Source organism: Paenibacillus filicis, assembly GCF_038070315.1.
Lineage (GTDB): Bacteria > Bacillota > Bacilli > Paenibacillales > NBRC-103111 > Paenibacillus_G > Paenibacillus_G filicis.
The window spans coordinates 312,401-336,241 of record NZ_JBBPCC010000002.1 but is presented as its reverse complement, the minus strand read 5'-3'; the positions used below and the strand labels follow the sequence as shown (position 1 = coordinate 336,241).

The 23,841-nt window shown below is 55.2% G+C and carries 22 protein-coding genes; 17 read left to right on the top strand and 5 right to left on the bottom strand.

All coding sequences use genetic code 11. The features are described 5' to 3' along the window. The first annotated feature begins 71 nt into the window (after positions 1-71). Positions 72-320 (top strand): helix-hairpin-helix domain-containing protein, encoded by a 249-nt coding sequence (locus tag WMW72_RS05255; RefSeq protein WP_341414370.1) that lies wholly within the window; start codon positions 72-74, stop codon positions 318-320. Between the two features lie 135 nt (positions 321-455). Here WMW72_RS05255 and WMW72_RS05250 read toward each other — a convergent pair whose 3' ends face one another. Beyond that, on the bottom strand, positions 456-635 hold the full coding sequence (locus WMW72_RS05250) for a DUF3973 domain-containing protein (protein WP_341414369.1): 180 nt from the start codon (positions 633-635) through the stop codon (positions 456-458). A 584-nt stretch (positions 636-1,219) separates the two neighbouring features. Here WMW72_RS05250 and fur point away from each other — a divergent pair. The 12 genes from fur (at position 1,220) to WMW72_RS05190 (ending at position 16,745) form a co-directional block, all read left to right on the top strand. Then, positions 1,220-1,702 (top strand): ferric iron uptake transcriptional regulator, encoded by a 483-nt coding sequence (gene fur, locus WMW72_RS05245; protein WP_341414368.1) that lies wholly within the window; start codon positions 1,220-1,222, stop codon positions 1,700-1,702. Positions 1,703-1,808: 106 nt separating this feature from the next. Continuing rightward, positions 1,809-5,153 carry a DEAD/DEAH box helicase gene (locus tag WMW72_RS05240; protein ID WP_341414367.1) on the top strand — a complete coding sequence of 1,115 codons (3,345 nt, stop codon included), beginning with the start codon at positions 1,809-1,811 and terminating at the stop codon, positions 5,151-5,153. 99 nt (positions 5,154-5,252) lie between these two features. Next, on the top strand, positions 5,253-6,266 hold the full coding sequence (locus tag WMW72_RS05235) for an Rpn family recombination-promoting nuclease/putative transposase (protein ID WP_341414366.1): 1,014 nt from the start codon (positions 5,253-5,255) through the stop codon (positions 6,264-6,266). A gap of 118 nt (positions 6,267-6,384) precedes the next feature. Further along, positions 6,385-6,741, top strand: coding sequence for a (2Fe-2S) ferredoxin domain-containing protein (locus WMW72_RS05230; protein WP_341414365.1), 357 nt, complete (start codon positions 6,385-6,387; stop codon positions 6,739-6,741). 197 nt (positions 6,742-6,938) lie between these two features. Beyond that, positions 6,939-8,366, top strand: coding sequence for a S8 family peptidase (locus tag WMW72_RS05225; RefSeq protein WP_341414364.1), 1,428 nt, complete (start codon positions 6,939-6,941; stop codon positions 8,364-8,366). Between the two features lie 243 nt (positions 8,367-8,609). Beyond that, the gene (locus WMW72_RS05220; RefSeq protein ID WP_341414363.1) at positions 8,610-10,238 is read left to right on the top strand and encodes an AraC family transcriptional regulator; all 1,629 of its coding nucleotides are present in this window, start codon (positions 8,610-8,612) and stop codon (positions 10,236-10,238) included. Between the two features lie 160 nt (positions 10,239-10,398). Then, complete coding sequence (locus WMW72_RS05215) at positions 10,399-11,418, top strand: ABC transporter substrate-binding protein (RefSeq protein ID WP_341414362.1); 1,020 nt, start codon at positions 10,399-10,401, stop codon at positions 11,416-11,418. A 15-nt stretch (positions 11,419-11,433) separates the two neighbouring features. Beyond that, complete coding sequence (locus WMW72_RS05210) at positions 11,434-12,453, top strand: FecCD family ABC transporter permease (protein ID WP_341414361.1); 1,020 nt, start codon at positions 11,434-11,436, stop codon at positions 12,451-12,453. Beyond that, a complete protein-coding gene (locus tag WMW72_RS05205) occupies positions 12,454-13,431 on the top strand; it encodes a FecCD family ABC transporter permease (protein ID WP_341414360.1) in 978 nt (325 codons plus the stop codon). It abuts the gene before it with no gap. 115 nt (positions 13,432-13,546) lie between these two features. Beyond that, entirely contained in the window at positions 13,547-15,262 is a 1,716-nt protein-coding gene (locus tag WMW72_RS05200; RefSeq protein ID WP_341414359.1) for a M3 family oligoendopeptidase, read from the top strand. A gap of 9 nt (positions 15,263-15,271) precedes the next feature. Continuing rightward, entirely contained in the window at positions 15,272-15,520 is a 249-nt protein-coding gene (locus WMW72_RS05195; RefSeq protein WP_341414584.1) for an immunoglobulin-like domain-containing protein, read from the top strand. Between the two features lie 100 nt (positions 15,521-15,620). Beyond that, positions 15,621-16,745, top strand: a complete 1,125-nt coding sequence (locus WMW72_RS05190; RefSeq protein ID WP_341414358.1) for a polysaccharide deacetylase family protein — start codon at positions 15,621-15,623, stop codon at positions 16,743-16,745. Between the two features lie 92 nt (positions 16,746-16,837). On the opposite strand, the gene WMW72_RS05185 is transcribed toward WMW72_RS05190, so the two are convergent. Further along, positions 16,838-16,996 carry a DUF1540 domain-containing protein gene (locus tag WMW72_RS05185; protein ID WP_341414357.1) on the bottom strand — a complete coding sequence of 53 codons (159 nt, stop codon included), beginning with the start codon at positions 16,994-16,996 and terminating at the stop codon, positions 16,838-16,840. A 221-nt stretch (positions 16,997-17,217) separates the two neighbouring features. Next, a complete protein-coding gene (locus WMW72_RS05180; protein ID WP_341414356.1) occupies positions 17,218-18,141 on the bottom strand; it encodes a DMT family transporter in 924 nt (307 codons plus the stop codon). A gap of 97 nt (positions 18,142-18,238) precedes the next feature. On the opposite strand from WMW72_RS05180, the gene WMW72_RS05175 reads away from it, so the two are divergent. Next, the gene (locus WMW72_RS05175) at positions 18,239-19,141 is read left to right on the top strand and encodes a LysR family transcriptional regulator (RefSeq protein WP_341414355.1); all 903 of its coding nucleotides are present in this window, start codon (positions 18,239-18,241) and stop codon (positions 19,139-19,141) included. Positions 19,142-19,219: 78 nt separating this feature from the next. On the opposite strand, the gene WMW72_RS05170 is transcribed toward WMW72_RS05175, so the two are convergent. Next, positions 19,220-20,167, bottom strand: coding sequence for a diacylglycerol kinase catalytic domain-containing protein (locus WMW72_RS05170; protein ID WP_341414354.1), 948 nt, complete (start codon positions 20,165-20,167; stop codon positions 19,220-19,222). After that, on the bottom strand, positions 20,164-21,216 hold the full coding sequence (locus WMW72_RS05165) for an SPFH domain-containing protein (protein ID WP_341414353.1): 1,053 nt from the start codon (positions 21,214-21,216) through the stop codon (positions 20,164-20,166). Before WMW72_RS05165 ends, WMW72_RS05170 begins: the two co-directional genes overlap by 4 nt. 154 nt (positions 21,217-21,370) lie before the next feature. Between WMW72_RS05165 and WMW72_RS05160 the strand changes: the two genes are divergently transcribed. The 3 genes from WMW72_RS05160 to WMW72_RS05150 all read left to right on the top strand — a co-directional run bounded on the left by WMW72_RS05160 (position 21,371) and on the right by WMW72_RS05150 (position 23,712). After that, on the top strand, positions 21,371-21,730 hold the full coding sequence (locus WMW72_RS05160; RefSeq protein ID WP_341414352.1) for a phasin family protein: 360 nt from the start codon (positions 21,371-21,373) through the stop codon (positions 21,728-21,730). 30 nt (positions 21,731-21,760) lie between these two features. Beyond that, positions 21,761-23,434, top strand: a complete 1,674-nt coding sequence (locus WMW72_RS05155) for an ABC1 kinase family protein (RefSeq protein ID WP_341414351.1) — start codon at positions 21,761-21,763, stop codon at positions 23,432-23,434. 125 nt (positions 23,435-23,559) lie between these two features. Then, positions 23,560-23,712: a hypothetical protein gene (locus WMW72_RS05150; RefSeq protein WP_341414350.1), complete on the top strand. Its 153-nt coding sequence runs from the start codon at positions 23,560-23,562 to the stop codon at positions 23,710-23,712. Positions 23,713-23,841: the final 129 nt, after the last annotated feature.

The window sequence follows — 23,841 nt, the reverse complement described above, 5'->3', positions numbered from 1 at the left end:
CTGTACACGGAGCGGCTTGATCATTCCCCGCTTACCATCAAATAGAATGCAAAGGCAAAGGAGAGCTTCCCATGACAAACGGCAGAGAGATGAAATCATCCGAGTCCGCTATGCCCGTAGACGCTGAAACAGATCTGCCGGATGAGCTGAGCCAGCCTGCGCGGCGCGCTCTGCTGGGGGCAGGATACTCGCGGCTGGAGCAGCTGGCGGGGCTCAAGGAAGCCGACATTTTGCGGCTTCATGGGATGGGACCCAAAGGAATCAAGCAGCTTCGCCAAGCCTTGGCTGCGCGGGGCCAATCCTTCGCAGACGGTACTTGAAGTGGGCGAAGGCTGGCCTGGAGTTGCATGGATAGCAAGAGAAACACCAAGTAAGCCTGACTTGCCCCATGGCGGTCAGGCTTACTTGGTGTTATCGGGTGTACGGTGACGTCCGCAATGCTCGAAGAACTGCGGCTAGCTAGCGGCTAGCTCCTGACCATTCCGGCCCTCGGCCGGGGACAGCTCAGCAAGCGGGAAGCACATGCCTGCCTTGTACAGAATTTCTTCCGTATAGCGGAAGCCGGAGCTGTATATAATCTCAGCGGATGAGTAACCCGTCTGATGAAGTTGTTGACAGCATAAGCAAAAATACATGATTCGACTCCTTCCAGCATGTTCTACCCATGTATGTATTGGACATGATTCGTCAGGTTGAAACAGCAGTTGTCGGAATATGAGAATTTTTTTCGAAAGAAAATAAAAAAGGACGATCGCGTACGGTCGTCCCTTCTGGTAAGCAGCATGCTGCAGCTTTTATCCGAGCTTTTATCCAAACATTTCCACAATGCTTTTAACGAGGAGAATGGGCAGCGCGGCGAAACCAAATAATCCGAATATCATGCCTTTCACAACCGCTTTGATGTTTTCCATGAGATTCATCTCCAACCTATCGAATGTTTTTGTCTAATATGTGAACAGTGTAATGAAAACCAAAGTATTTGTCAATACTAAATATTTTAGAACTAAACAATATGTTAGCTGCATGACAGATACGAAACCTGTGTGCTAAAATAGAATTATGCTTCATGTTGTAATTAGGAGCCGTTTAAGTTTATAAACGTAAAATTTACAAAAAAATTTAATCCGAGGCCAACACGAAATGCCGGAAGTCGGGTAGTCCGATGAAGGACTCGGTTTAAATATTGCTTTCGGGCATAAGAAAGTGGAGGTGTCGTCTGATGATGAGCATCGTAGACGAAATTGACAAAATCAAGCAGCAGCTCATGCTGAAGGGCTTTAAGCTGACTCCTCAGCGGGAGGTTACCCTCAGGGTTCTGCTCGAGAATGAACAGGATCATCTCAGCGCTGAGGATGTGTTTATGCTGGTCAGGGAGCGGTTCCCTGAGATCGGGCTGGCTACGGTATACCGTACCCTTGAGCTTCTGGCGGAGCTTCATGTTGTGGAGAAGATGAATTTTGGCGATGGTGTGGCCCGCTTCGATCTTCGCAGTGAGGATCACGAGCATATGCATCATCATCTGGTCTGCCATGTATGCGGGGCCTTGAAAGAAATCAAAGATGACTGGCTGCTTGAGCTGGAAGAACGTCTGCAGCATGAATATGGTTTCAAGGTGACGGACCATCGTCTCGATTTCATCGGAACGTATGACTCCTGTAGCCGCGGGGACTGCAAAAGAAAAGACAGCAAGGCGGTTTCCTGACTCTGCTGGTGCAGTCTCCGTTAATGTCTTGCCTGCGGCTTCGCCTCCATGCGACTGCAGGCAAGATTTTTTCATTTTATCGGGGAAGTAAGGAAGTGTCCGATCTATGAGTTTTCAGTTGACTGAAAGAATCATCAAGCTGCTGTGTGGTCCGATTGCCTTTCAGCGTGGAGCTGTCTATGTTCAGGAAGGGCGGGTGACGCTCAGAGATCGCGAATCGGAGGAGTCGGTCTATGAAGCTGTCGTACGTGGAAAAGACAGCTTTCACGTGTCTGTTGCCATCGGCCCGAACGGAGACGTGGATGCGGGCTGCTCGTGTCCTGCATTCCATGAAGATGACAACTACTGCATGCATGTAGCCGCGGTGCTGCTGCAGCTCCAGCATCTGGAGAACGAGGGACTACCGCCCGTTCAAGACCGTTCATTCGCTTCCAGCCTGCATCTGGAGGAGGAGGGGGGAGATAGCTCCCGGCAGCGTTCCGGACGGGGCTTTGCTTCGCCGGGTCTGGGCAGACCTGTCGCAGACCCTCAGCTGGCCCAAGCCGTGCTAGGGGTATTTGCCGGGAAACCGGTGAGAAGGAGCGGCTCCGGGGTGCTGCGTGACACGCGAACGGTGCTGGATGTCCAGTTTACGCTACGTCCATTTCCTTACGGCAAAGGCAAGCACATGATCGGCCTGGAACTGAAGCTGGGGCCGGCACGGCTGTACACCGTCCCGAAGCTGAGAGAGCTGCTGGAGAAGATCAGCCGCCTGGAGGCTTATGCAGTGTCCAAGCATTTCACATATGATCCCCGTCTGCATAGCTTTCGAGGGGAGGACGATGGGGTCATCCAGCAGCTGATTCAGATTTTGCGCAATGAGCAGCTGTACCGGGAGACCTTGAGCCGCTACCCGTCCTTGGATACAGGCAGGAGCGGAGAAAAGCTGCTGCTGATCCCCCCGGCCTCCTGGAGCTCTCTGCTTAATCTGTTATTAAAGGCTCCTAAGGTTAGGCTGGAGCAGCCGGGAAATGCCGCATGTGAGCTGGAGGTGTCCACTGAGCCGGTACCGCTGGTATTTGAATTCGCTGAGGATGAGCGGAGCGTGCTGCCCGGAGGCTACCAGCTAACAGTTCAAGGGTTGGACGCCGTGATCCCGATGGAAGCCTATGCAGTGGTTTGGGCCAAGGGCAAGCTGCTGAGCCTGCCTGAAGAGGCATGCCGCAGGCTGACTGAGCTCAAATCGGCCCTGACCGCCTCGAGCGGGGGAATGGTTCCGATTCCTGCAGCGCAGATGGAGTCCTTCATGGACCAGGTCGTACCCGGCTTGATGAAGATCGGGAGCGTTCGCATTGCGAAAGCCATCTCCGACCGCGTGCTGCAAGTGGCTTTGAAGGCCAGGCTTTATCTGGACCGGGTCAAGGATAGGCTGCTGGCAGGCTTGGAGTTCCAGTACGGGGATATCGTCATCAATCCGCTGGGCGGGGAAGGCGGACAGCGCGGCGCTGACCGTATTCTGATGCGGGACGGCGAGCAGGAGCACCGGATTTTGGAGCTGATGGAGCTGGCTGCTTTCTCCCAGACGGAGAGCGGATATATCCTGAATGACGAAGAAGCGGAGTATGAGTTTTTGGTTCATATTCTGCCGCAGCTAGAGAAACTGCTTGAGGTGTATGCGACCTCGGCTGTGAAGGTCAGAGTCCTGGCTCCCCCGGTGCCTCCAGGGATCAGGGTAGATGTCGACGAACGGACAGACTGGCTGGAATGCAAGTTTGAGATGGAAGGAATCCCCGAATCGGAAATTCGGGAGCTGCTGCTGTCACTTGAGGACAAGCGCAAATATTATAAGCTGCCGAGTGGCTCTCTGCTGCCGCTGGAAACGGCTGAATTTCAGGAAATCATCCGCTTCATGAATGCGGCCGGCGTAAGAAAAGGGGATATATCAGGGCATCTGATACGCCTTCCGGTGGTCCGTGGCCTCCTATTATCGGATTCCAGAGAGCAGGGACATACAGTTACCCTGGGCAAGTCGTTCCGGCTGCTGCTGGAGCATATGCAGAACCCCGACCACTTGGATTTCCCCGTACCGGACAGCTTGAAGGGCGTCCTTCGCGATTACCAGGCCTATGGCTATCAATGGATGAGGACGCTGGCTCGTTACAGGTTCGGCGGCATTTTGGCCGATGATATGGGACTTGGGAAAACATTGCAGAGCATAGCATTTCTTGTCTCTATGCTCCCGGAGATAAGGTCTCAGGGTATTCCTGCGGTCATCGTATCCCCGGCATCACTTCTCTATAACTGGCAGAGCGAGCTGAAGAAATTTGCTCCGGAGCTGCGGGTTGTCATTGCCGATGGGTATCCGGAGGAGCGGAGTACAGCCTGGAATCAGGCGGCACAGGTCGATGTGTTGATCACTTCTTATCCCCTCCTGCGTCAAGACATGAAGCTGTATGCCAAGCAGACGTTCCATACCTTGATTTTGGACGAAGCCCAGGCATTCAAAAATCATGCTACTCAAACGGCTCACGCTGTCAAGGCGATTCAGGCGGGCTATCGGTTTGCGCTCACCGGAACTCCGATTGAGAATGGACTGGAGGAGTTGTGGTCGATCTTCAGTGCGGTATTCCCTGCATTATTCCCAAGCAAGCAAGAGTTCAGCGAGCTGCCACGCGATACGGTCGCCAGACGTATCCGTCCGTTCCTGCTGCGCCGTCTGAAGACGGACGTGCTGAAGGAGCTGCCGGAGAAGATCGAATCGGTGCAGGCCACCGAGCTGCTGACAGAGCAGAAGAAGCTGTACACGGCCTATCTGGCCAAGCTGCAGAAAGAGGCGTTGAAGCATCTGAGCGATGACGGCTTCCAGAAAAACAGAATCCGCATATTGGCCGGTCTTACCCGGCTGCGCCAGATCTGCTGCCATCCTGCCTTGTTCGTCGAGGGATACGAGGGAAGCTCGGCTAAGTTCGAGCAGCTGCTGGAGATCCTGGAGGAATGCCGCAGTGCCGGCAAACGGCCGCTTATTTTCTCGCAATTCACGGAGATGCTGGGGTTGATTCGCAGAGAGCTGGGCTATCGGGGGATGACGTTTTTTTACCTGGATGGATCCACGCCGGCGGCGGAGCGTGTCGAGCTATGCAACAGATTCAATGGAGGAGAGCGTGATCTGTTCCTGATCTCGCTGAAGGCGGGAGGCACAGGGCTGAATTTACCCGGAGCGGATACGGTCATCCTGTATGATTTGTGGTGGAACCCCGCCGTGGAGCAGCAGGCCGCCGACCGTGCACACCGGATGGGGCAGAAAAATGTGGTGCAGGTGATCCGTCTGGTGACACAGGGGACGGTTGAGGATAAGATGTACGAGCTTCAGCAGCGCAAGAAGCATCTGATCGACGAGGTGATCCAGCCGGGCCAGGAAGCCTTGTCTTCACTGACGGAGCAGGAGCTGCGTGAGATTTTGATGATCGGTTGAGGCTCGAGCTATAAGCAGAACATCTGTTTCATTTTGGTCAGCCATCGCGTATAATGGAGAAGAAAGTTCTGTTTATTTTGGAGTGATGATGTGGAAGATGTGACTCAAGAACAACCGGATAGCATCCATCATAAGCATGATAAGGCCTTCAAACTATTATTGTCGAGTAAACGAGTGTTTGTGGAGTTGATCCAAAGCTTTGTGGATCAGGGATGGGTCACACAAGTTGACGAGAAGCATCTGACCAAAATGGATAAGTCTTATATTTTGCAGGACTTTCGTGAAAAAGAAGCTGATCTTGTGTATCAGTTGCAGCTACAGGACAGCAAGGTCATCTTCTACGTATTGCTGGAGATGCAATCCAAGGTGGACTTCCAGATGCCTTACCGGCTTCTGCAATATATGATGGAGATATGGCGTGATTTCCTCAAAAATACGGATAGACGGGAGGCGGCCCGCAAAGATTTTAGGCTGCCGTCCATCGTTCCAATGGTGATGTACAATGGAGATTCAGCTTGGACGGCATGCCGCAGTTTTCGAGAGACATTGGACGGTCAGGAGTGGTTTGGAGACGAACTGTTGGATTTTCGGTATATTTTGATTGATATCCACAATTATAACGAAGATCAGTTGCTGAAGCTGTCCAATTTCATCGGAGCGATTTTTTTGCTGGAGCGCAAGCCGGATATCTATGCCTTCATGGAACAGATGGAGCAATTGACGAATGTACTCGAGCAGATGCATGCTGATTTATTTCCTGTCTTTCAGGCCTGGATTAAACTTGTTACGCATCAGGGCTTGTCGGAAGCAAGCCGAAAAAGAGTGAGTGACATTATCGATCAATATGAGCAGCCGGGGGAGGTTCGGGCGATGATATCCAAATTCGAGAAAGCATTTGAGGGTTTTGAGTTCAAGGCCATGCAGAAGGGAATTGAGCAAGGCATAGAGCGAGGGATTGAGCGAGGCATAGAGCAAGGAATTCTGAAGGGCCAGCAGCACGCCAAGGAGGAGATCGCTCTAAATCTCCTGAAAAAAGGATTGGACATCGCCACCATTGCCGAAGCAACGGGCTTTACCCCAGCCGAGGTTGAAGCGATCCAAAAAAGATTGTAAGCAGATCAAGCGACAACAGAGGATGGAGCGGCTGCGCCTGGTGAAAGCCCGGGTCAGTCGCTTTTTCGTTCTTTGAGCTGCCCTGCGTGAGAAAATAAGAAGGGACTCATCCAATTCTATGACAACCTGGAATTTGCAAGATACCCACTGCCATCTGCTGATTTGCAATGGCGGCAGCTGCACGAAGCGACAGGCCGAAGAGGTCACGGTCGCGATCAGGGAAGAAATAACCCGCCTCGGCGCAGACCGCCGGATACATACGACACGCACGCGCTGCAACGGCAGATGCACGGATGCTTGTGTCGTCATCGCTTACCCGGAGGGGATCTGGTACCGGGAGATGACGCCGGAGCTCGGCAAGCAGCTCGTGCAGAAGCATCTGCGCGGAGAGCGGCTTAACGAGCAAGTGCTCTATACCTTTGACGGAACTCTTGCCCCTTCGGGAAAAGGCATCGAAGGCCAAGGCAAGCCTTAAACGGCATGGCGAGAAGGAACGATCATGAATGCTAGGAAGCGAACGCTGAAAAAAGTGGCTCTCCCGTCACCTGAGATGAGATGACGGGGAGAGCTTCTTTGTGAGGGGCAAGTATCCTGTTAGAGTTGGAGAGAGGGCAACTCATCATTTCATCGGCGGTGCATATAATGCTCTCGAAAGAGGTGAGCATTTCACAGATGAACAGACCGGCCGGTATTCATCACAAGACGGGGAGCAGGACTCCTTCACCAAGCGGACGGCTTCGCAGGCCCCCGCTCCTTAAGGGAAGAAGGCTGATTCCGATTATCGTCCAGTTTAAGCGGAGGATAAAGCCTGCTGATCTTCACGCCCTACGGAAGCATGTGTTCCCGCATACGCTAACGGTCCACCGGCATCTGCGGGTGATTAACGGGATGGCTGCGCGCGTGTCAAGCCGCTGCTTGAACCGGATTAGCGAATGGAAGGGAGTCAGCAGCGTTTATCCTGACAGGATGAAACGAACGACTCTCCATATAGCAACTCCGGCGATCGGGGCCGTGAAGGTGCGTAAGAAGCTAGGATTGACGGGCAAAGGGGTCAATATTGCCTTTCTGGATACAGGAGTATACCGGCATCCCGATCTGACTTCGCCCCGCAACCGTATCGTAGCCTTTAAGGATCTTATCAACGGCCGCAAACATCCCTATGATGACAACGGACACGGGACGCATGTGGCGGGAGATGCAGCGGGAAATGGGATATTAAGCAAAGGAAAGTACAGCGGGCCCGCCCCGGAGGCCGGAGTTGTAGCCGTCAAGGTATTGAATCAAGCGGGCAACGGAAGAGACTCTACGATTATTAAGGGAATCGAATGGTGCATAGCCAACCGGAAGCGTTTGGGTCTTCGGATTCTGTCACTTTCTCTGGGCGGACCGGTGGTCGCTCCCTGTCGGAAGGACCCGCTCTGTCAAAGTCTGGAGAAGGCCGTACGAGCGGGTCTGGTCGTGGTGGTGGCTGCCGGCAACAGCGGTCCGCGCAAGGGCTCCGTGGAGTCGCCAGGCAACAGTCCGTCGGCTCTGACAGTGGGCGCAGTCGATGACCGGCGAACCGTAACCCAGTCCGACGATGTCATTACCTGGTATTCCAGTAGGGGACCTGTTCCGGGCGGGGGAAGGAAGCCGGATCTGGCAGCCCCGGGAGAGGGCGTTGTTTCGCTGCGCGCGCCGGGGTCTCTGCTGGATACGGGCTATCCGCAGCTTCGCGTTGGCCGAGGGTATTTTACCTTGTCGGGAACGAGCATGTCGACGCCGCTGGTCGCGGGCGCGGCTGCAGTGCTGCTTGAGAAGAATCCGTCGCTTACACCGGCTCAGGTGAAGAAAGTATTGAAGCGGCATGCATTTCCATTGCATCTTGGAGCTGACACGGCTGGAAGCGGCGAGATTAATTTGCGCTTTATGGCCAGGCGGAGGCGCAGGCATCGTAAAGCAAGCGGATTCGGATGTTGTTGCCATAGCCCGAGAAGTCGGCGGAGCCAGCGGGGCTGCGGCTGTGGGGCAAAGTCTAAGTCCTCTGTCCGTGTCCCGTTGCAAAAGCGTCCATGGCTCAGATCAGCAGGACTGCGTACGGTAAGAAAAACATCCAGATGAAAAGGATGATCAGACAAAGGAGAAGTCTGTTTCCTAAAGGCTTTCTTTACGGAGAAGGCTTCTTTTTTTCGTCGGCTTCCCTTATGATAAGGAGATCATACTGATAACCGTTATCATCGGAGGACAAGTGACAGTGCAGTAGAAGGATAACCTGTCAGCTATAATCTGGTTACGCTGGACAAGCACCTGGAGGCTGTGGCGGCTTGACGGAACGAGACTTACCGTACGGAGGCTGAAGATAGAATGAAGGAATCGAGAGATATATTTGACCGCTTGAATGATGTGAAGGCATACGTAACCGGCGTGCAGACTATCCGGTGTCAGGAAGGCTGGACATGGCCTGAGACGATAGCGGATACGTGCGCGCTGATTTTTATTTATCAAGGCCGGGGGACCTTCCGGGTTCATGATCGGGAGGTTCCTGTCGGAACGGGTCACGTCCTGTTGTGGACCAGGGGGCAGCGGGTGAGCGCCTGGAAGGAGCCGAATGAGGCGCTGAGTATGTATGTGATCCAGTTTTCCTTTCAATCCCTGACGAAGAAAACCGGACACAGCTCCGTCTATCGGGAGGAGGGGGCGGTGTTTCCGATCGAGGGGGATGTCTGTCTGAGCCGTCATCTGCAGGCGCTGCAGCTCTGTCAGCAGCTCGAGACGGCAGCACTTGAGCTGCAAGGCAGCCGCCTTCAGTACAGGCAAACGGGCCTGCTGCATGAGCTATTGTATCTGATCGGCTCCGAGCTGGAGGACGATGACCATGAGCAGCATTCCGGTGTCGCACGGACAGTGGATTATCTGCACGAGCATTACAGCTCGAGCTTCTCGCTGGAGGAGCTGGCGAGTATGGCCGGCTTCAGTCCGAGCTACTACTCACGCCTGTTCAAGAAACTGAAGGGCATTAGCCCATCCGGGTATATGACCAGGCTACGGATTAACCGCGCCAAGGAGCTGCTGCTGCTGGGAAACGAGTCTTTTAGCGATATCGCTCTTCATGTAGGGTACAGTGAGGAGGCTTATTTCAGCAGGATGTTCAAGAAGGAGACCGGCTATTCCCCTGCTCAGTTCGTGAAGCTTGGCCGCTCTCATGTGGCTATTATGCGTTATACCTTCAACGGAGATTTACTCGCCCTGGGTCTTACGCCTCACGCTTCGGTGAAGCTGACTGATGCGGAGGAGGGGAGCGAACCGGGGTTCCGGGCGAACCGGAGCAAGCCGATCGTGATCCGCTCGGAGAAAGAGGCGTGCATCGCCGATCTGATCCGGCTCAAGCCCTCGGTCATCGTCTGCGATCCAGAGTGGGCGGAGGACTATGCCCCGATGTCGCGTCACATCGCCCCAATGGTCATCATCCCTTACTGGGAGATGCCCTGGCGTGAGCGGCTTCAGCGGATCGCCGAGCTCGTGGGGAGGAAGCGGGAGGCTGAAGCTTGGCTGCAGCAGTATGACCGTAAAGCCAGGCTGGCCAGCCGGCAGCTGCGCGAAGCTATCGGGGATCGGACGGTTATCGTGCTGCGGGTCATCGGGGGCAAGCTGCGGGTGTACGGGATGCAGCGCAATATCGGGAGTGTGCTCTACCAGGACTTGCAGCTCGTTCCTCCCGAACGGGTACGCGCGGTGAAGTGGAGAAAAACGGTGACGCTGCAGCAGTTGCCCGACTACGAGGCCGACTATATCCTGCTGATGGCCTCCCCGCGCAAGGAGGATCGCAAGATGCTCCACCAGCTGCTGCACAGTCCGCAGTGGCAAGCCTTGTCAGCCGTACGCAACGGGACCTGGCATGAAATCGACAAGTATCCATGGATTGACTATTCAGCCTGGAGCCATGATCAGGTCATCGACCAGACGGTCAGCTTGCTGGCGGGCAGGAGCGGGTAGTCAAGATCGTCCAAAAGATAGGACAAAAATGTGCATAGCATAATAAGAATCCCCTCTATATACTTGGGATTGGCAGATGGGTCACAGCTCTTCGTTGAGAATGATATTCATTTTCTGTTATGGGAGCCTGTGGAAAGCATAATAGGGGAGGAAACAAGTTGTGTCCAGTTTGAAAAGAAAGTCAATGATTCAGGGGATCACGATGCTGGTAGCCAGTGCAGTGCTATTGTCAGCTTGCGGTACGGCTAAACCAAGCGAGGTTAAACCGGGTGCATCGGCAGCTGATCCGGCTAAAAGCAATGGGAATGCGTCATCCGGAGCAGGCCAGATAGCTGCGGCAACGGCTGAGAAAACAATCAAGCACGCTTGGGGCGAAACGAAATTCAAAGCCGTTCCCCAGAAAGTCGTAGCGCTTGATTTCTCATATATCGATATGCTGACAGCCCTGGATGTAGCTCCGGTGGCATCGGTTGGCATCGGAGAGTCCGGCTTCCCGGATTATCTGAAGGAGAAATTCAAGCCGCAGAACGTAGCCAATGCCGGGCAAGCGAAGCAGCCGAATCTCGAGGTTCTGAAGTCCGTGAAGCCGGATCTGATCATCGCGAGCCCCAACCGTCATGAGATGATCAAGGCACAGCTTGCCGAGATCGCTCCGACGGTGGCTCTTGATGACGGCAGTTATCAGGCGGTGCTCGGGAACTTCAGCCAGCTCGCCGATGTGCTGGGCAAGAAGGAAGTGGCTGACAAGGTGAAGCAATCGATCGACAGTAAGCTGAAAGCGGGCAAGGAGAAGCTGACAAGTAAGCCTGGCGTGCTGGTTGTTGGAGCATTTGAAGATGACTCTACGGTGTGGCTGAAGACATCCTTTGTCGGATCCTTGCTGACGGAGCTGGGTACGAACTATTTGTATGAGGGCAAGAAGGATCTTTCGGCTGCCGAAAGTAAAACCGATATTGCCAAGCTTAGCCTGGAACGGCTGGGCGAGTACAATCCCGACTTCGTATTCCTCTACGGCGAACCTAAGAAGTGGGCGAATAACCCCCTTTATAAAAATCTCAAGTCGGTGAAGGAACAGAAGGCATTCGAGGTGAGCCGCGATCTGTGGTCCAAGGGCCGTGGTCCGCTGGCTGCCGATCTGATCCTGGACCAAGCCGTACAGATGATGACCGGAAGCAAATAAGAGGAGGTTATCGAGGTGAATCGGCTGCTGTCAGGCAGGCAGGGGCAGACCCAGTCTGCCCTTTTTTTATGTATCGGGCTCTTAGGACTGATGATCGTACTGGGAACCGTAGGACTTCTCGCGGGTGTGAAGAATATGAGCTGGAGCCGGCTGCCGGAGCTGCTCAGTCTGGATACGACGAACCTGCTCGTCTATAAGGTGTGGTACGTCCGCATGCCGCGCGTGGTATTGGCTCTCTTGATCGGCGCAGCTCTATCACTGGCGGGCTGCATGTTACAGGGCATCACCCGAAACCCGTTGGCCGATCCTGAGATTGTCGGGATCAATCAGGGCGCTTCATTCTTCGTGGTGCTTTCTCTGACTCTATTCGGACTGAAGGAAGTGACGGCCCAGATTCTGATCGCAGCGTTCCTGGGAGCAGCGGTCGGCGGCAGCATCGTATATACCCTGTCGCAGATGGCAGGGTACACGGCAGTCCGTCTCCTGCTGGCCGGCGTGGCGGTATCGCTGTTTATGGGCGGGCTGACGACCGGTCTGATTATCCTTCACGACGAGAAGCTGTCGGAGATTTTGTACTGGATGGCCGGTAAGCTGTCCGGGACGAACTGGACGGACGTGCAGCTAGGCCTGATCAGCATCGTGCCTGCCGCACTCGCCAGTTTACTGCTGGCCCAGTCATTCAATGTGCTTGCCTTAGGTGAGGAGGCGGCCCAAGGACTGGGGCAGCAGGTGTCCCGTGTCCGCCGCATAGCCTTCGTGCTCGTGATGATCCAGGTCGGCGGAGCCGTCGCTCTGGCTGGTCCGATCGGCTTTGTCGGTCTGATCGTCCCGCATATGATGCGCTTGTGGACAGGCACCGACTACCGCATCCTGATGCCGGTATCGGCGCTGGCGGGAGCGAATCTGCTGCTGCTTGCCGATATCGCAGGGCAGTGGGTGCTGTACCCGACGGATACGCCGGTCGGTATCCTGACGGCCGTGCTGGGAACGCCGTTTTTCTTATACCTGATGCGACGGAAACTGGGGGGAAGCTGAGTGCAAAGCACAAAACGGCGATTTATCGCAGTGATGGCCGCTGGCGTTGTCCTGCTGCTGGTTGCTTCGGCGCTCAGCTTGCGTCTGGGCGCTGTCCCAACCCCGCTGAGCCAGATGTTTGAGGAGATCGCGCTGCGCGATGGAGTCGTCTATGATTACCGGCTCCCACGCCTGGTGATCGCCATCCTGGTCGGGATCAATATGGCGTTAGCGGGGACGGTTCTTCAAGGCGTAACGCGCAATCCGCTGGCTGCTCCCGATCTGATGGGCATTACGGCCGGCGGAGGCCTGGTGACCGTCCTTTTTATATTAGCTGTTCCGGGCTACTCGGCCGCCTGGCTGCCTTGGTTTGCTTTCGCCGGGGCGGCCGCTACGAGTCTGCTCATCTATATCCTGGCGTACAGCCGGGGAGTCAAGCCTCAGCGGCTCATCCTGACGGGTATTGCCATCTCCGGTGGTCTGCATGCGCTGGTTGCCCTGCTTGTTGTCAAATACGCGCCCTCGGCTGCTCAGGCGCTGGTGTGGCTCAAGGGCAGCCTCTATGCACGGTCCTGGGAGCATGCGGGGATCATCTGGCCCTGGACGGCGGGGGGAGCAGTCCTCGCGATGCTAAGCTGGAAGCATCTGAATACGCTGCATCTCCATGAGGACAGCATCCGCAGTTTGGGCATGCGTATCGACCGCACGCGGCTGTTCTTGCTCGCAGTATCCGTAGGCTTGGCCGGGAGCGTCGTGGCCGTGGCCGGCGGGATCGGCTTCGTCGGTCTGGTCATCCCGCATCTGGCAAGACTGTTAGTCGGTCCGAACCATCGCTTTCTGCTGCCATCGTCGGCACTGCTGGGAGCGGTCCTGGTGACCGCAGCCGATATGGGGGGCAGAATCGTGATGCCGCCCGTCGAGGTACCCGTCGGAATCATGATCTCCTGCATCGGCGCCCCTTACTTCCTGTACCTGCTGCTCCGGCGCAGAATGGGATAAGCTTGCCAGTTAACGAACGTCCGGCATTTGGCCGCCGGGCGTTTTTGTCGTTGACAAGAAAAGCCGGTTGCCGCTAAGTTATAACCATTGGTTAAAAACAAGGAGGCAGCAAGCCATGCATCTAAAATTTGAAGATTTTCCCTACGAACGTCCGGATATGGAACAGGTCTCCAGACAAGCGGAGGAGCTGCTAGCAGCCTTCTCACAAGCGGGGAGTGCGGAGCTTCAGCTCGTTATTCTGGAGGACATCAATCGTCTGCGAAGCTCCTTCGAGTCGATGGCGGCCATTGCCCGCATCCGGCATACAATCAACACGGCAGATGCTTTTTACAAAGCAGAGCAGGAATTTTTCGACCGGAGCACGCCTGTCTATCAGGGACTGGTGTCCCGCTATTACGAAGCCCTGATCATGACGCCATTCCGTCCTGAGCTGGAGGAGCGCTGGGGCGCGCAGCTGTTCCGCATCGCGGAGCTAACGGTGAAGACCTTCAACCCGGCCATCATCGAGGATCTGCGTCTGGAGAACAAGCTGTCCTCCGACTACACGAAGCTAACGGCTTCGGCCGTAATCCGCTTCGGCGGCCAGGAGCTGAACCTGTCACAGCTCGCTCCGTACATACTCTCCAAGGACCGGGCGACGCGCAAGCAGGCGCAGGATGCTGTGTATGCTTTCTTTGCGGAGCATGAGGAGGAGCTGGATCAGCTTTACGACCAATTGGTTCAAGTGCGGACCAACATCGCTCGCAAGCTGGGGTATTCGAGCTTTGTCGAGCTTGGCTATGCGCGGATGAAGCGGTCGGATTATTCCGCAGCCGATGTTGCGGTATTTCGGGAACAAGTGCGCACGCATCTGGTGCCATTGGCATCGCGTATCCGCCGTCAGCAGCGGGAGCTGCTCGGGGTGGATCGACTGGCCTACTACGATGCCGGCTACCGGTTTCCCTCCGGCAATCCTACGCCCAAGGGCGATGCGGATTGGATTATCGGGCACGGACGGCGAATGTACGCGGAGCTTTCGCCTGAAACAGATGAATTTTTCCGGATGATGACGGACCGGGGACTGATGGATCTGGTCAGCAAGACGGGTAAAGCGGTCGGCGGTTACTGCTCCTATATTAAGACAGAGCAGGTTCCCTTCATCTTTTCCAACTTTAACGGGACGAGCGGGGATATCGATGTTTTGACGCATGAAGCGGGTCATGCTTTTCAGAAATACATGAGCCGTCATCATGAGGTGCCCGAATATTTGCATCCGACGCTGGAGGCCTGCGAGATTCATTCGATGAGCATGGAGTTTTTCGCCTGGCCCTGGATGGAGCTGTTCTTCGAGGAGGACACGGAGAAGTACAAGTACGAGCATCTCAGCTCAGCTATCCTGTTCATCCCTTACGGGACGGCTGTGGATGAATTTCAGCATTTCGTCTATGAGCATCCGGAGGCAACGCCTGCCGAGCGCAAGGCCAAGTGGCGCGAGCTCGAGCGCATCTACCGGCCAGACCTGGCTTTGGAGGAAAATGATCTGCTGAACCGGGGCGGCTACTGGTTCCAGCAGCGGCATATTTTCCGCTCCCCGTTCTATTATATCGACTATACGCTGGCGCAGATTTGCGCGCTGCAGTTCTGGGCGCACGCGCAGGCGGACCCTGAGCAGGCCTGGTCCGATTACGTCCGGCTATGCCGGGAAGGCGGCAGCCGCTCATTCAGCGAGCTCGTCGAGGTAGCGGGACTACGTTCGCCATTTGCCCCGGGGACGGTCGAAGCAGTCATCGCCCCGGTCCGTGACTGGCTGGAAGGCGTGGATGTTCATGCGCTGGATGGCGGCAAAGCTTGAGTTGTGACGATGGTAGGCGTTATCGCTAGGCCTGGATTACGAGTTCGAGCGCGGGAGGGCGAGAATTGGGTCAAGACGGGAACGGGCAGGATGGAGGCTATCGTGTCCATTGGCTATGTGCTGTCTCCCGGGGGCCAATGGGAGCAAAGCATCACGTTCAGCGAGCTGGCTTCAGGCAGCTACCGTGTGGGTAAGAAGATTGAAGGAGTCGGTACGCCGATCCGGAAAATGGTGTATGCCGAATTTCGTATCGAGTAGTGTGCAGGATTTTTACCGCTGTGCCTCGAATTACTATCGGCATCCTATACCCATGGATCTCAGGCTGCACGTATGACCCAGAGATCGGAAAGGTGTCTTGATGCGCTATTCTTCCTGTCGAATTCTGTTTTACGCTTTGATTTTGTTTCTGCTCTGGCCTGCGGCGCCCAAGGCGGTGCAGGCTCAAGTCTTGCAGCCGGATTTGTATATCGGCGTGAATGAGGAGCGGCTGGATTTCGGGGGAGTGACTCCCGAGGTGCATGACGAGGTAGCTTTTGCCCCGGTTCGGGTGCTGGCTGAGGCGATGCATGTCGAACTGGTGGAGGAGGAGCCCGAGATCCGCCTGTCCAAGGCCGGGCATACGCTTGTGCTGCGCTATCACGAGAATTTGGCGGTGAATGACAAAGGGAAGTCCTTCGTGATGTGGCAGTTTGTCCGTGAAGGCAAGCTGCTGGTGCCGGTCTCCTATCTGGCCGGTTATTTCGGCTATGAGGTGACGAGCTTACCGGATATCCCGATGCTTCGGCTGAAAAACAGCGAGGCGACCCGAAGCGACAAGCAGTTCGAAGAGGAGCAGAAAGCGGCGATTGAGGAGGAGCTTGAGGCCCGTAAGCCTCCGATCTATCTAACCTTCGATGACGGTCCTTCCAAGAGCACGCTGGAGCTGCTCGATCATCTGAAGTCTTACCGGGCGAAAGCGACGTTTTTTATGCTCGGCAATCATATATCCACTTATCCGGATGCGGTCAAACGCATGGTCAAGGAAGGGCATCAGCCCGGCTTGCATGGGATGACACATGTCAATGAAAAGTTCTACAAATCTCCTCAATCGGCGCTGGACGAGATGAATCAGGCTAACAAACGATTGCTCCAGGCGGCTGAGGTGAAGACCAGTCTGATCCGCACGCCTTATGGAAGCAAGCCGCTCTTTACCGGGGCTTACCGGGATGCGACTGCCGGGGCAGGCTACCGGCTATGGGACTGGAATGTGGATTCCAACGATTGGAAGTATACGCAGGATCCTGATAAGCTGTATGAAGGGGTACTGGCAGATATCCGCCACTTGAAAAGCAAGCATGTGACGCCTGTCGTCCTGTTCCATGACGAGGCTTCCACCGTAGCGGTGCTTCCCCGTATTTTGGAGGCGCTCCGTGAGGAAGGGTATCGGTTCGCTCCGCTGAACAAGGAGATGGAGCCGGTTAACTTCTGGCATGATCTAAGATAGTTTTACCAGCTAGCAGCCGGATTGGTGCAAGACGGTAATTTACAGATAGATGCCCACAAGAAAAGAGGCCGTGATGGCCTCTTTTTCCATGCTTAGATGCGCGATTCAAACGTCTTGCAGTCTGTTTCTTCCGAATTGCGGGCGTTGGTGCCGTTGTGGTGGCTGACGACATAGATGGAGGACGCGCTGCATTTATTTTCCGCGGCCCAGTATTTACAGGAATTCACTTCGCAGAGTACATCTTTTGCCATGAGAGTTCACCTCCTTTTCCTTATCAGGATCGGCCAAATCGGCAAGGGTTTATACCTGCGCTCTATCGAGATGCCTTCTCTCCATAGATTTCTTTGGGGGCATGACAGCGGATGTGAGCAGGAAGGGACGCAGGATATTGGGAATGAATGGGGCGAAGGAATTTGGCGGGTCAGTCCACAACCCGTTCAGGGCTGTAAAAGGAGAAAAACCTAGCGGTAGGCTAGGTTTTTCTAAGTCTTGAGACAGCAGACAGAGGAGCCTCTGCCGAAGATGGCTTGCGCTTGAAGTTCACCAGCACGATGCTCAGGAGGATGAGTACAAATCCGGCGACCAGATTCAGAGTCACGGACTCCCCGAGAAAAAGTACGCTGCAGGTAATGGCGATGAGCGGGATAAGAAACGTAAAGGCTCCCACCTTGCTCGCCTCCCCGGAGCCTACCAGCTTGAAGTAGGCCAGCCAGCCCAGGGCAATGACAAAGACAGAGATAAACAATAAGTTGAAGATAAATGACAGGTTCCACGAGATAGCCGACCAGCTCTCCACCGCTGAGCCCGTACCAAGCAGGACGATACCGCCGATCATAACCTGCAGGGCGACGACCCAAATGATATCCACCTGGTCTGACGTTTTCTTCATATAGACGGTGCCGAGCGCCCAGCTTACCGCACTGCCTAGAGCGAGCAGCACACCGGTCAGGGAGATATGCCCCGCCAGTCCGCCGATGCTGATGGTGCCGACCCCGACGAATCCGAGGATCAGCCCGGTCAGCTTGAGCCCGGACATAGCCTCGCCCAGCCATAGCCAGGAAAAGAGACCCAGCAGCACCGGTTGCAGGAATACAATGGAGGAGAATAGACCCGCCGGCATATAATTCAGTCCGATTGTCTGCAGTCCGTAGTAGAGCATAATATTCAGAAGCGACGACAGCAGGTAAACCGGCCATGTCGATCTGAGGCGAAGCTTCTTGTAGCCAGGCAGGGCGAATATTATTAGGATCAAGCCACCCAGGCACGTGCGCAGCCCCGCAAAAAGCAAAGGTGGGGCGTGAAGCAGCGCCTGCTTGGTTAACGGCCAATTGATCCCCCAGACGAGGACCAGGAAGGCGAGGTAGAGGGCTGTCTGCTTACGTGATAGAGACGGCATATAAGATCACTCCTTGTTGCTGAATGATTCCCATGATACAATACCCACGGCCATTAATGAAATGAATGTTACTCATAGGGGGCATACCGGATCTGTTATGACATTCCTGCAACTCAAGCTGTTCGTCAAGATTGCCGAGACCGGAAGCTTTACCAAAGCCGGGCTGGAGCTGAATATGACCCAGCCGGCAGTCAGCCGGGCCATCTCCTCGCTGGAGCATGAGCTGGATGTTACCTTGCTGATCCGCGACCGCCGGACGGGTATTCTATTAACCGAATTAGGCAAGCGAATGCTCGTCCATTTTCGTGATATTTTACAGGGCTATGAGAAGGTCGAGCAGGAGGCCGCTGCGGAAAAAGGGTTTGAGGTCGGTACGATCCGGATCGGCTCGTTTCCCACTGCCTCAGCCTACTTTCTGCCGAAAATATTCCGGGTGATCGGGGAGAAATATCCCCGTCTGAAGTTCGATCTGCTCGAGGGTTCCATCGATGAGATCCGGGAGTGGCTGGCAGCCAGAATCGTAGATGTGGGCTGGCTGATTCCTCCTACGGAGGAGTTCGAGACGGTGACAATGCTGAGAGAAGAGATGGTGGCCTATCTGAGGGATGATCATCCGCTCCAGAGCCGGGAGGTCATACGCATCGAAGACTTGAGCGGAATCCCGCTTATTATTTGTAAGGGAGGCTATGAAATCCCCATCTATGAGCAGTTCCAGAGAAGAGGGGCACTTCCCAACACCAAGTACGCGGTCCACAACGTAAGTACGGCACTCAATATGGTGCAGGAGGGGCTGGGCTTTGCCATCATATCCGGCAGCTCCGTCTCGTTGTCCGTGCTGCCGCCTAACGTTCGGCCCCGGATGCTGGAGCCGAAGCCGTACCGGGAGATTCATCTTGCCGTCCCCTCTATGGAGGAGTCGTCAATTGCGGTCAAGCTGTTTGTGCAAACGGCCAGGGAGCTTTTCCTGAAGACAACGGAGACGAGTGGAGCTGCCGACTAAATGTCCTCTGGTCACCTGCTCCTCCTTGGGAAGGGATAGGGTTCATCCAGGATGTTCGGCAGAAGCCTAGCTCGTCTGCTATACGGCCAGCAGCCCTTTCTGCTCCGCAACAGAGATAACCGCCTCTACGCCAGCGTTGAATTCCAGAAAGTCGCTCTCGATGCCGTCGCTGAAGATGACGCCATGCTCGGGCATCTGGGAGGTAATCCGCAGCTGCTGGCCACTTGCGATTTGTCCGAATACCAGCTCCGCGGAGGTATTCCGGCTCGGAAAGGGCTCTCTGACCGCGAAATACAGCCGGTCTGCATCCCAGGACAGCGCCTGTTCCCGGATGCCGGCATGTGGCAGAGGCTCTTGCATGACAGAGCTGACGATGCCCGCGGCTCCGGCCCAGACGCTGCTTAGCCAGCCGGTAGAGCCCATGCCGGTCGACACGATGACACCGCTCGACGACTGCTGCTCGGACTGCTGGCCGAGTCTGAGCTGGTAGCGGGCAGAGACATGAGTTTTGCGTCCGATGAACAGATCATTGACCCCATACAGGCACTGCCCGTCGTTTAGCTCAGCTTTGGCTAGTGTAACTTCCCGGAGCGGACGGCGTCCGAGCAGGACATCGGGCACAATATGCCGCAAATCCCCGATCGTGAAGGGAAGCAGGATGCCGTCCCAGCGCTGCGGATCGGGATTGACCCCGATGAGCGGCAGTCCGGTCACATACTTGAGCGTGTTGGCGACAAGGCCGTCCTGCCCGAGGACGACTACGGTATCGGACGGACCGAACAAATAATTCGGCACCTGCTCCCGGTCCAGCAGTTGAAGCCGGCCCAGTGTCTCCAACTGGGTTGCCGCTTCCGCAACCGCCTGCCTATAGCGGGCATCCTCCTCCCGATAATCTTCGAAATCCGCTCCGAGCCGCTCGATGTAGAATTGCGCCTGCTGAACCGTATTATAGCGGACAACGAGCTCCTCCAGCCGCGTCTTGCGCTTGATCAGTACGATCTTATTCTCCGTCATCCGTTCCGTCATCGCGCACCTCCGCCTTTAGCAGCCGGCCCGCCGGTAGCTGGACCCGTCAACAAGCCTTGGAGCAGATCCGGTGTAATCGTAAGCTGTCCGATCTTCTCGGCTTTACCGGCCAGCTCCTGGAAGGCGATGGCGATGAGTTTATCCGGCTTCATATCCATATTCGCCATCGTCTGGAGCACCGAGGGGGCGATTCCCTCCAGCGACTTCATCACAGCGGCAAGCTCGTAGGCCTTGGCATCCGCCTCGGCTTTCTTATTGGCGGTCGTCAGCCCGATCCATTCCCGCTTCTTCGCCTCCAGCTCTGTATTGAAACGCAGCTGCTCAGCTTCGATCTCGTTTTTCTTCTGCTTCATCACGCGTTCAGCCTCCAGTTGGGCTTCCCGGATCTGCTTTTTCTTGGCTTCTACCGCGAGCTCGGTGTTCAGCTCGTTTTCCTTGACCCGTCGCTCCTGGTCAATGGAGGCATTGCGGCGGATATACAGGGCGTCATCTGCCTGACGGAGAATTTCCTCGCGTGCCTGCGCCTCCAGAGCTCTCATCGTTTCCTTATTGGGCAGGATAGCCAGAATGGACAGCCCCATCAGCTCGATTCCGAGCTTCTCCAGCTCCGGATGCTCAGCGACCTCCCGGGTAATCCGCTGGGCCAGCTGCTCGCTGGATTGGACCGCTTCCTTCAAGGGCATCTTCTCCAGAGGCTTCTTGGTCTGAACCTTGACGATGTGAATGACGCGCTGCGAGAGCTTGCCGGGATCGTCCGAGTGATAGCTGTTTGTCCTTAGGTTATAGGTATAGTTCAAGATTTGTGTCGTCTTGTGATAATCGACAATCCGGTAGGTAACCTGACCCTGCACGGTCACGGTTTGAAAGTCATTCGTCATTTCCTCGAACATAAACGGAACATCTATGGATGACACCGGCACGACGACCACCGAAGTGGTGGGAGCATAGTAATAAAAGGAGAGACCGACGCCTTCCTTGACAATCCGGCCGTTCTTGACCTGCATGACATAATCGCTCGGCTGAAATTTGACGAAATGGAATCCGAACATGGTAGATCTCCACCTTCCATATTGTTAAATTGATAGTATCAATAAGATAGCACAATTTATTCTTAATATCAATATGTTATTAACAAATTAGTTATAACAAAGTCGAGGTTTTTTTTCCGTCGGGTATTCAGGATCGGTCAGGGTGGTAATATAAATGAGGGAAGACACTGGAAGTAATGAGAATCCGAAGGAGATGAACACGATGAGGGACTTCCTGAATCGGGCCATAGCGCTGGGCCTCGGTGTGGCGGTGGAGAGCAAGGAGCAGATCGAGAAGGCTGTCGAGGAGTTGGTCAAGAAGGGTGAGGTCAGCCGGAGTGAATCATCGGAGCTCGTGGAGGAGCTCGTCCGCAAGGGAGAGGCTGCACGGGCGAGCATGGAATCTGCTGTTAGCGAGCGCGTCCAGGCGGTAATCGGCGATAAGAAATGGGCGACCAAAGCAGAATTGGAGCAACTGACGCAGCGAGTGGATCAATTGGAGCGGCTGATCAAGGGCAGGCTGGAGGCCGAATAGCGCGTAGCCGGTGCCGGGGAGGATGCTATCATGATAGTCAGGAGAAGAATACGTCATCTTCAGCGGTACCGGACGATTGCCGCGGCGCTGGTCCGCAATGGCTTCGGCTTCATCGTTCACGAGCTTGGCTTTTCGGAGACTGTTACGTTTTTCCGTGGCGGGTCGAGGGACGATATTCATAAGAAAACGGTCGGTGAGCGGGTTCGTCTGATTCTGGAAGAGCTGGGTCCGACGTTCGTCAAGCTTGGACAAATCGCCAGCACGCGCCCTGATCTGCTTCCGGCCGAGATGATTGCGGAGCTGGAGCAGCTTCAGGACCATGTGCCGCCTTTTTCCTATGAAGAATCGGTCCGGATCGTGGAAGAAGAGCTCGGGGACACCATCGGTGAGCTGTTCCGGGAGTTCGATCCGGTACCGGTGGCATCTGCTTCGATCGGCCAGGTTCACCGGGCTAGGCTCCCGGATGGAACAGTCGTCGCTGTGAAGGTGCAGCGGCCGAAGATTGCCGCCGTGATCGAAGCGGATCTGGACATTCTTGCCGAGTTGTCCCGGCTTGCAGAGAACCGGCTGGACTGGGCCCGAAACTACAGGCTCCGCGAAGTCGTCGAGGAACTGACCAAGTCGCTTCGTGCCGAGCTGGACTATGCGGCGGAAGCGCGTAATGGAGAGAAATTCGCGCAGCAAAGCGAGCGGATGAGCCACGTCCGGGTCCCCCGGCTGTTCTGGGACTACTGTACGCGCAAAGTGCTGACGATGGAATTCATGACGGGGATCAAGCTATCCGAGCATATGCAGCTCGACCGGGACGGACATGACCGCAAGATCATCGCCAGGCGGCTGGCCTCGCTCATCTTTCATCAGATTCTGGTCGAGGGCTTATTTCACGGAGATCCGCACCCGGGCAATGTGATGGTTCTCCCGGACGGCAGCCTGGGGCTGATCGATTTTGGGATGGTTGGAAGGCTGTCTCCGGAGATGAAAAAGCATTTTGCTTCCCTCGTAATCGCACTGCGTAATCAGAGCACCAAGGGTATCCTACGGGCGATCACCAGGATGGGCATCGTGCCGGACGATGTGGATGCCGCTGCGCTGCGTGCGGACGTGGACCTGCTGCGGGATAAGTACTACAAGGTTCCTTTCAGCCAGATCAGCATGGGTGAGGCGGTCAATGACTTATTCGGCGTGGCCTTCAGACACCGCGTCCGCATCCCTGCGGAGATGACTCTGCTCGGCAAGACGCTGCTGACGATGGAAGGCGTCGTCACGGCGCTCGATCCGGAGTTCAGCGTGTTTGATGTGGCCGAGCCTTATGGCAAGCGGATGTTCCGCGAGCAATTCGATCTGGGGAAATTGGCGAAAAAATGGCTGGAGGACATCCCCGATTACATGGATCTGGTCACAGAGGTCCCGCTCAGCCTGAAGAGCCTAAGCACCTTCGTCCAGAAGGGGAAGCTGCGGGTGGAAATCACAACGCCTGAGCTGAAGGACGTGCTGAATAAAATGGACCGCATCACCAACAAAATGTCATTCAGCATCGTGCTGCTGTCCCTTAGCATCATGATGGCCGGACTGATCGTAGGCTCGTCTATGGGGCATCAGGATTCGATGCTTTGGAAGTTTCCGGTCATTGAGCTCGGGCTGGGTCTCGCCGGAATACTCGGGCTGTGGCTGGTCTATGCTATCTTCAAGTCCGGCCGTTTCTAGGGAACAAAGTTCTTTAATCTTGAGGACAGGGGGGCTATAATAGCTTCAATAGGAAAAACGGGAAGTTCGACATCGAACTTCATATCCGAAAGGTGGCTTGTCCGATGATAAAATGCCCGTATTGCTTGCGTCAGACCGAACTGCAGATGAGCCGCTGCTCTCATTGCGGGAAACCGCTCCAATATACGGTTGCGGAGAAATTCGACATGCTGGCCGAGTCGGTAGAGCAGGAATTGCGCAAAGAACTTGCAGCGCGCAAACTGAGAAAGTTACACTAGGATTATGGGGTGGAACAGGCGGGACAGGGCAATGTCATTAAGTTAAGGCGCATGGCCAAATATCAAGAACAAGAGCAGGTTATCGAAAAGATAGCCTGCTCTTGTTTTTGCAAGAAAAAGAGAAAAAAA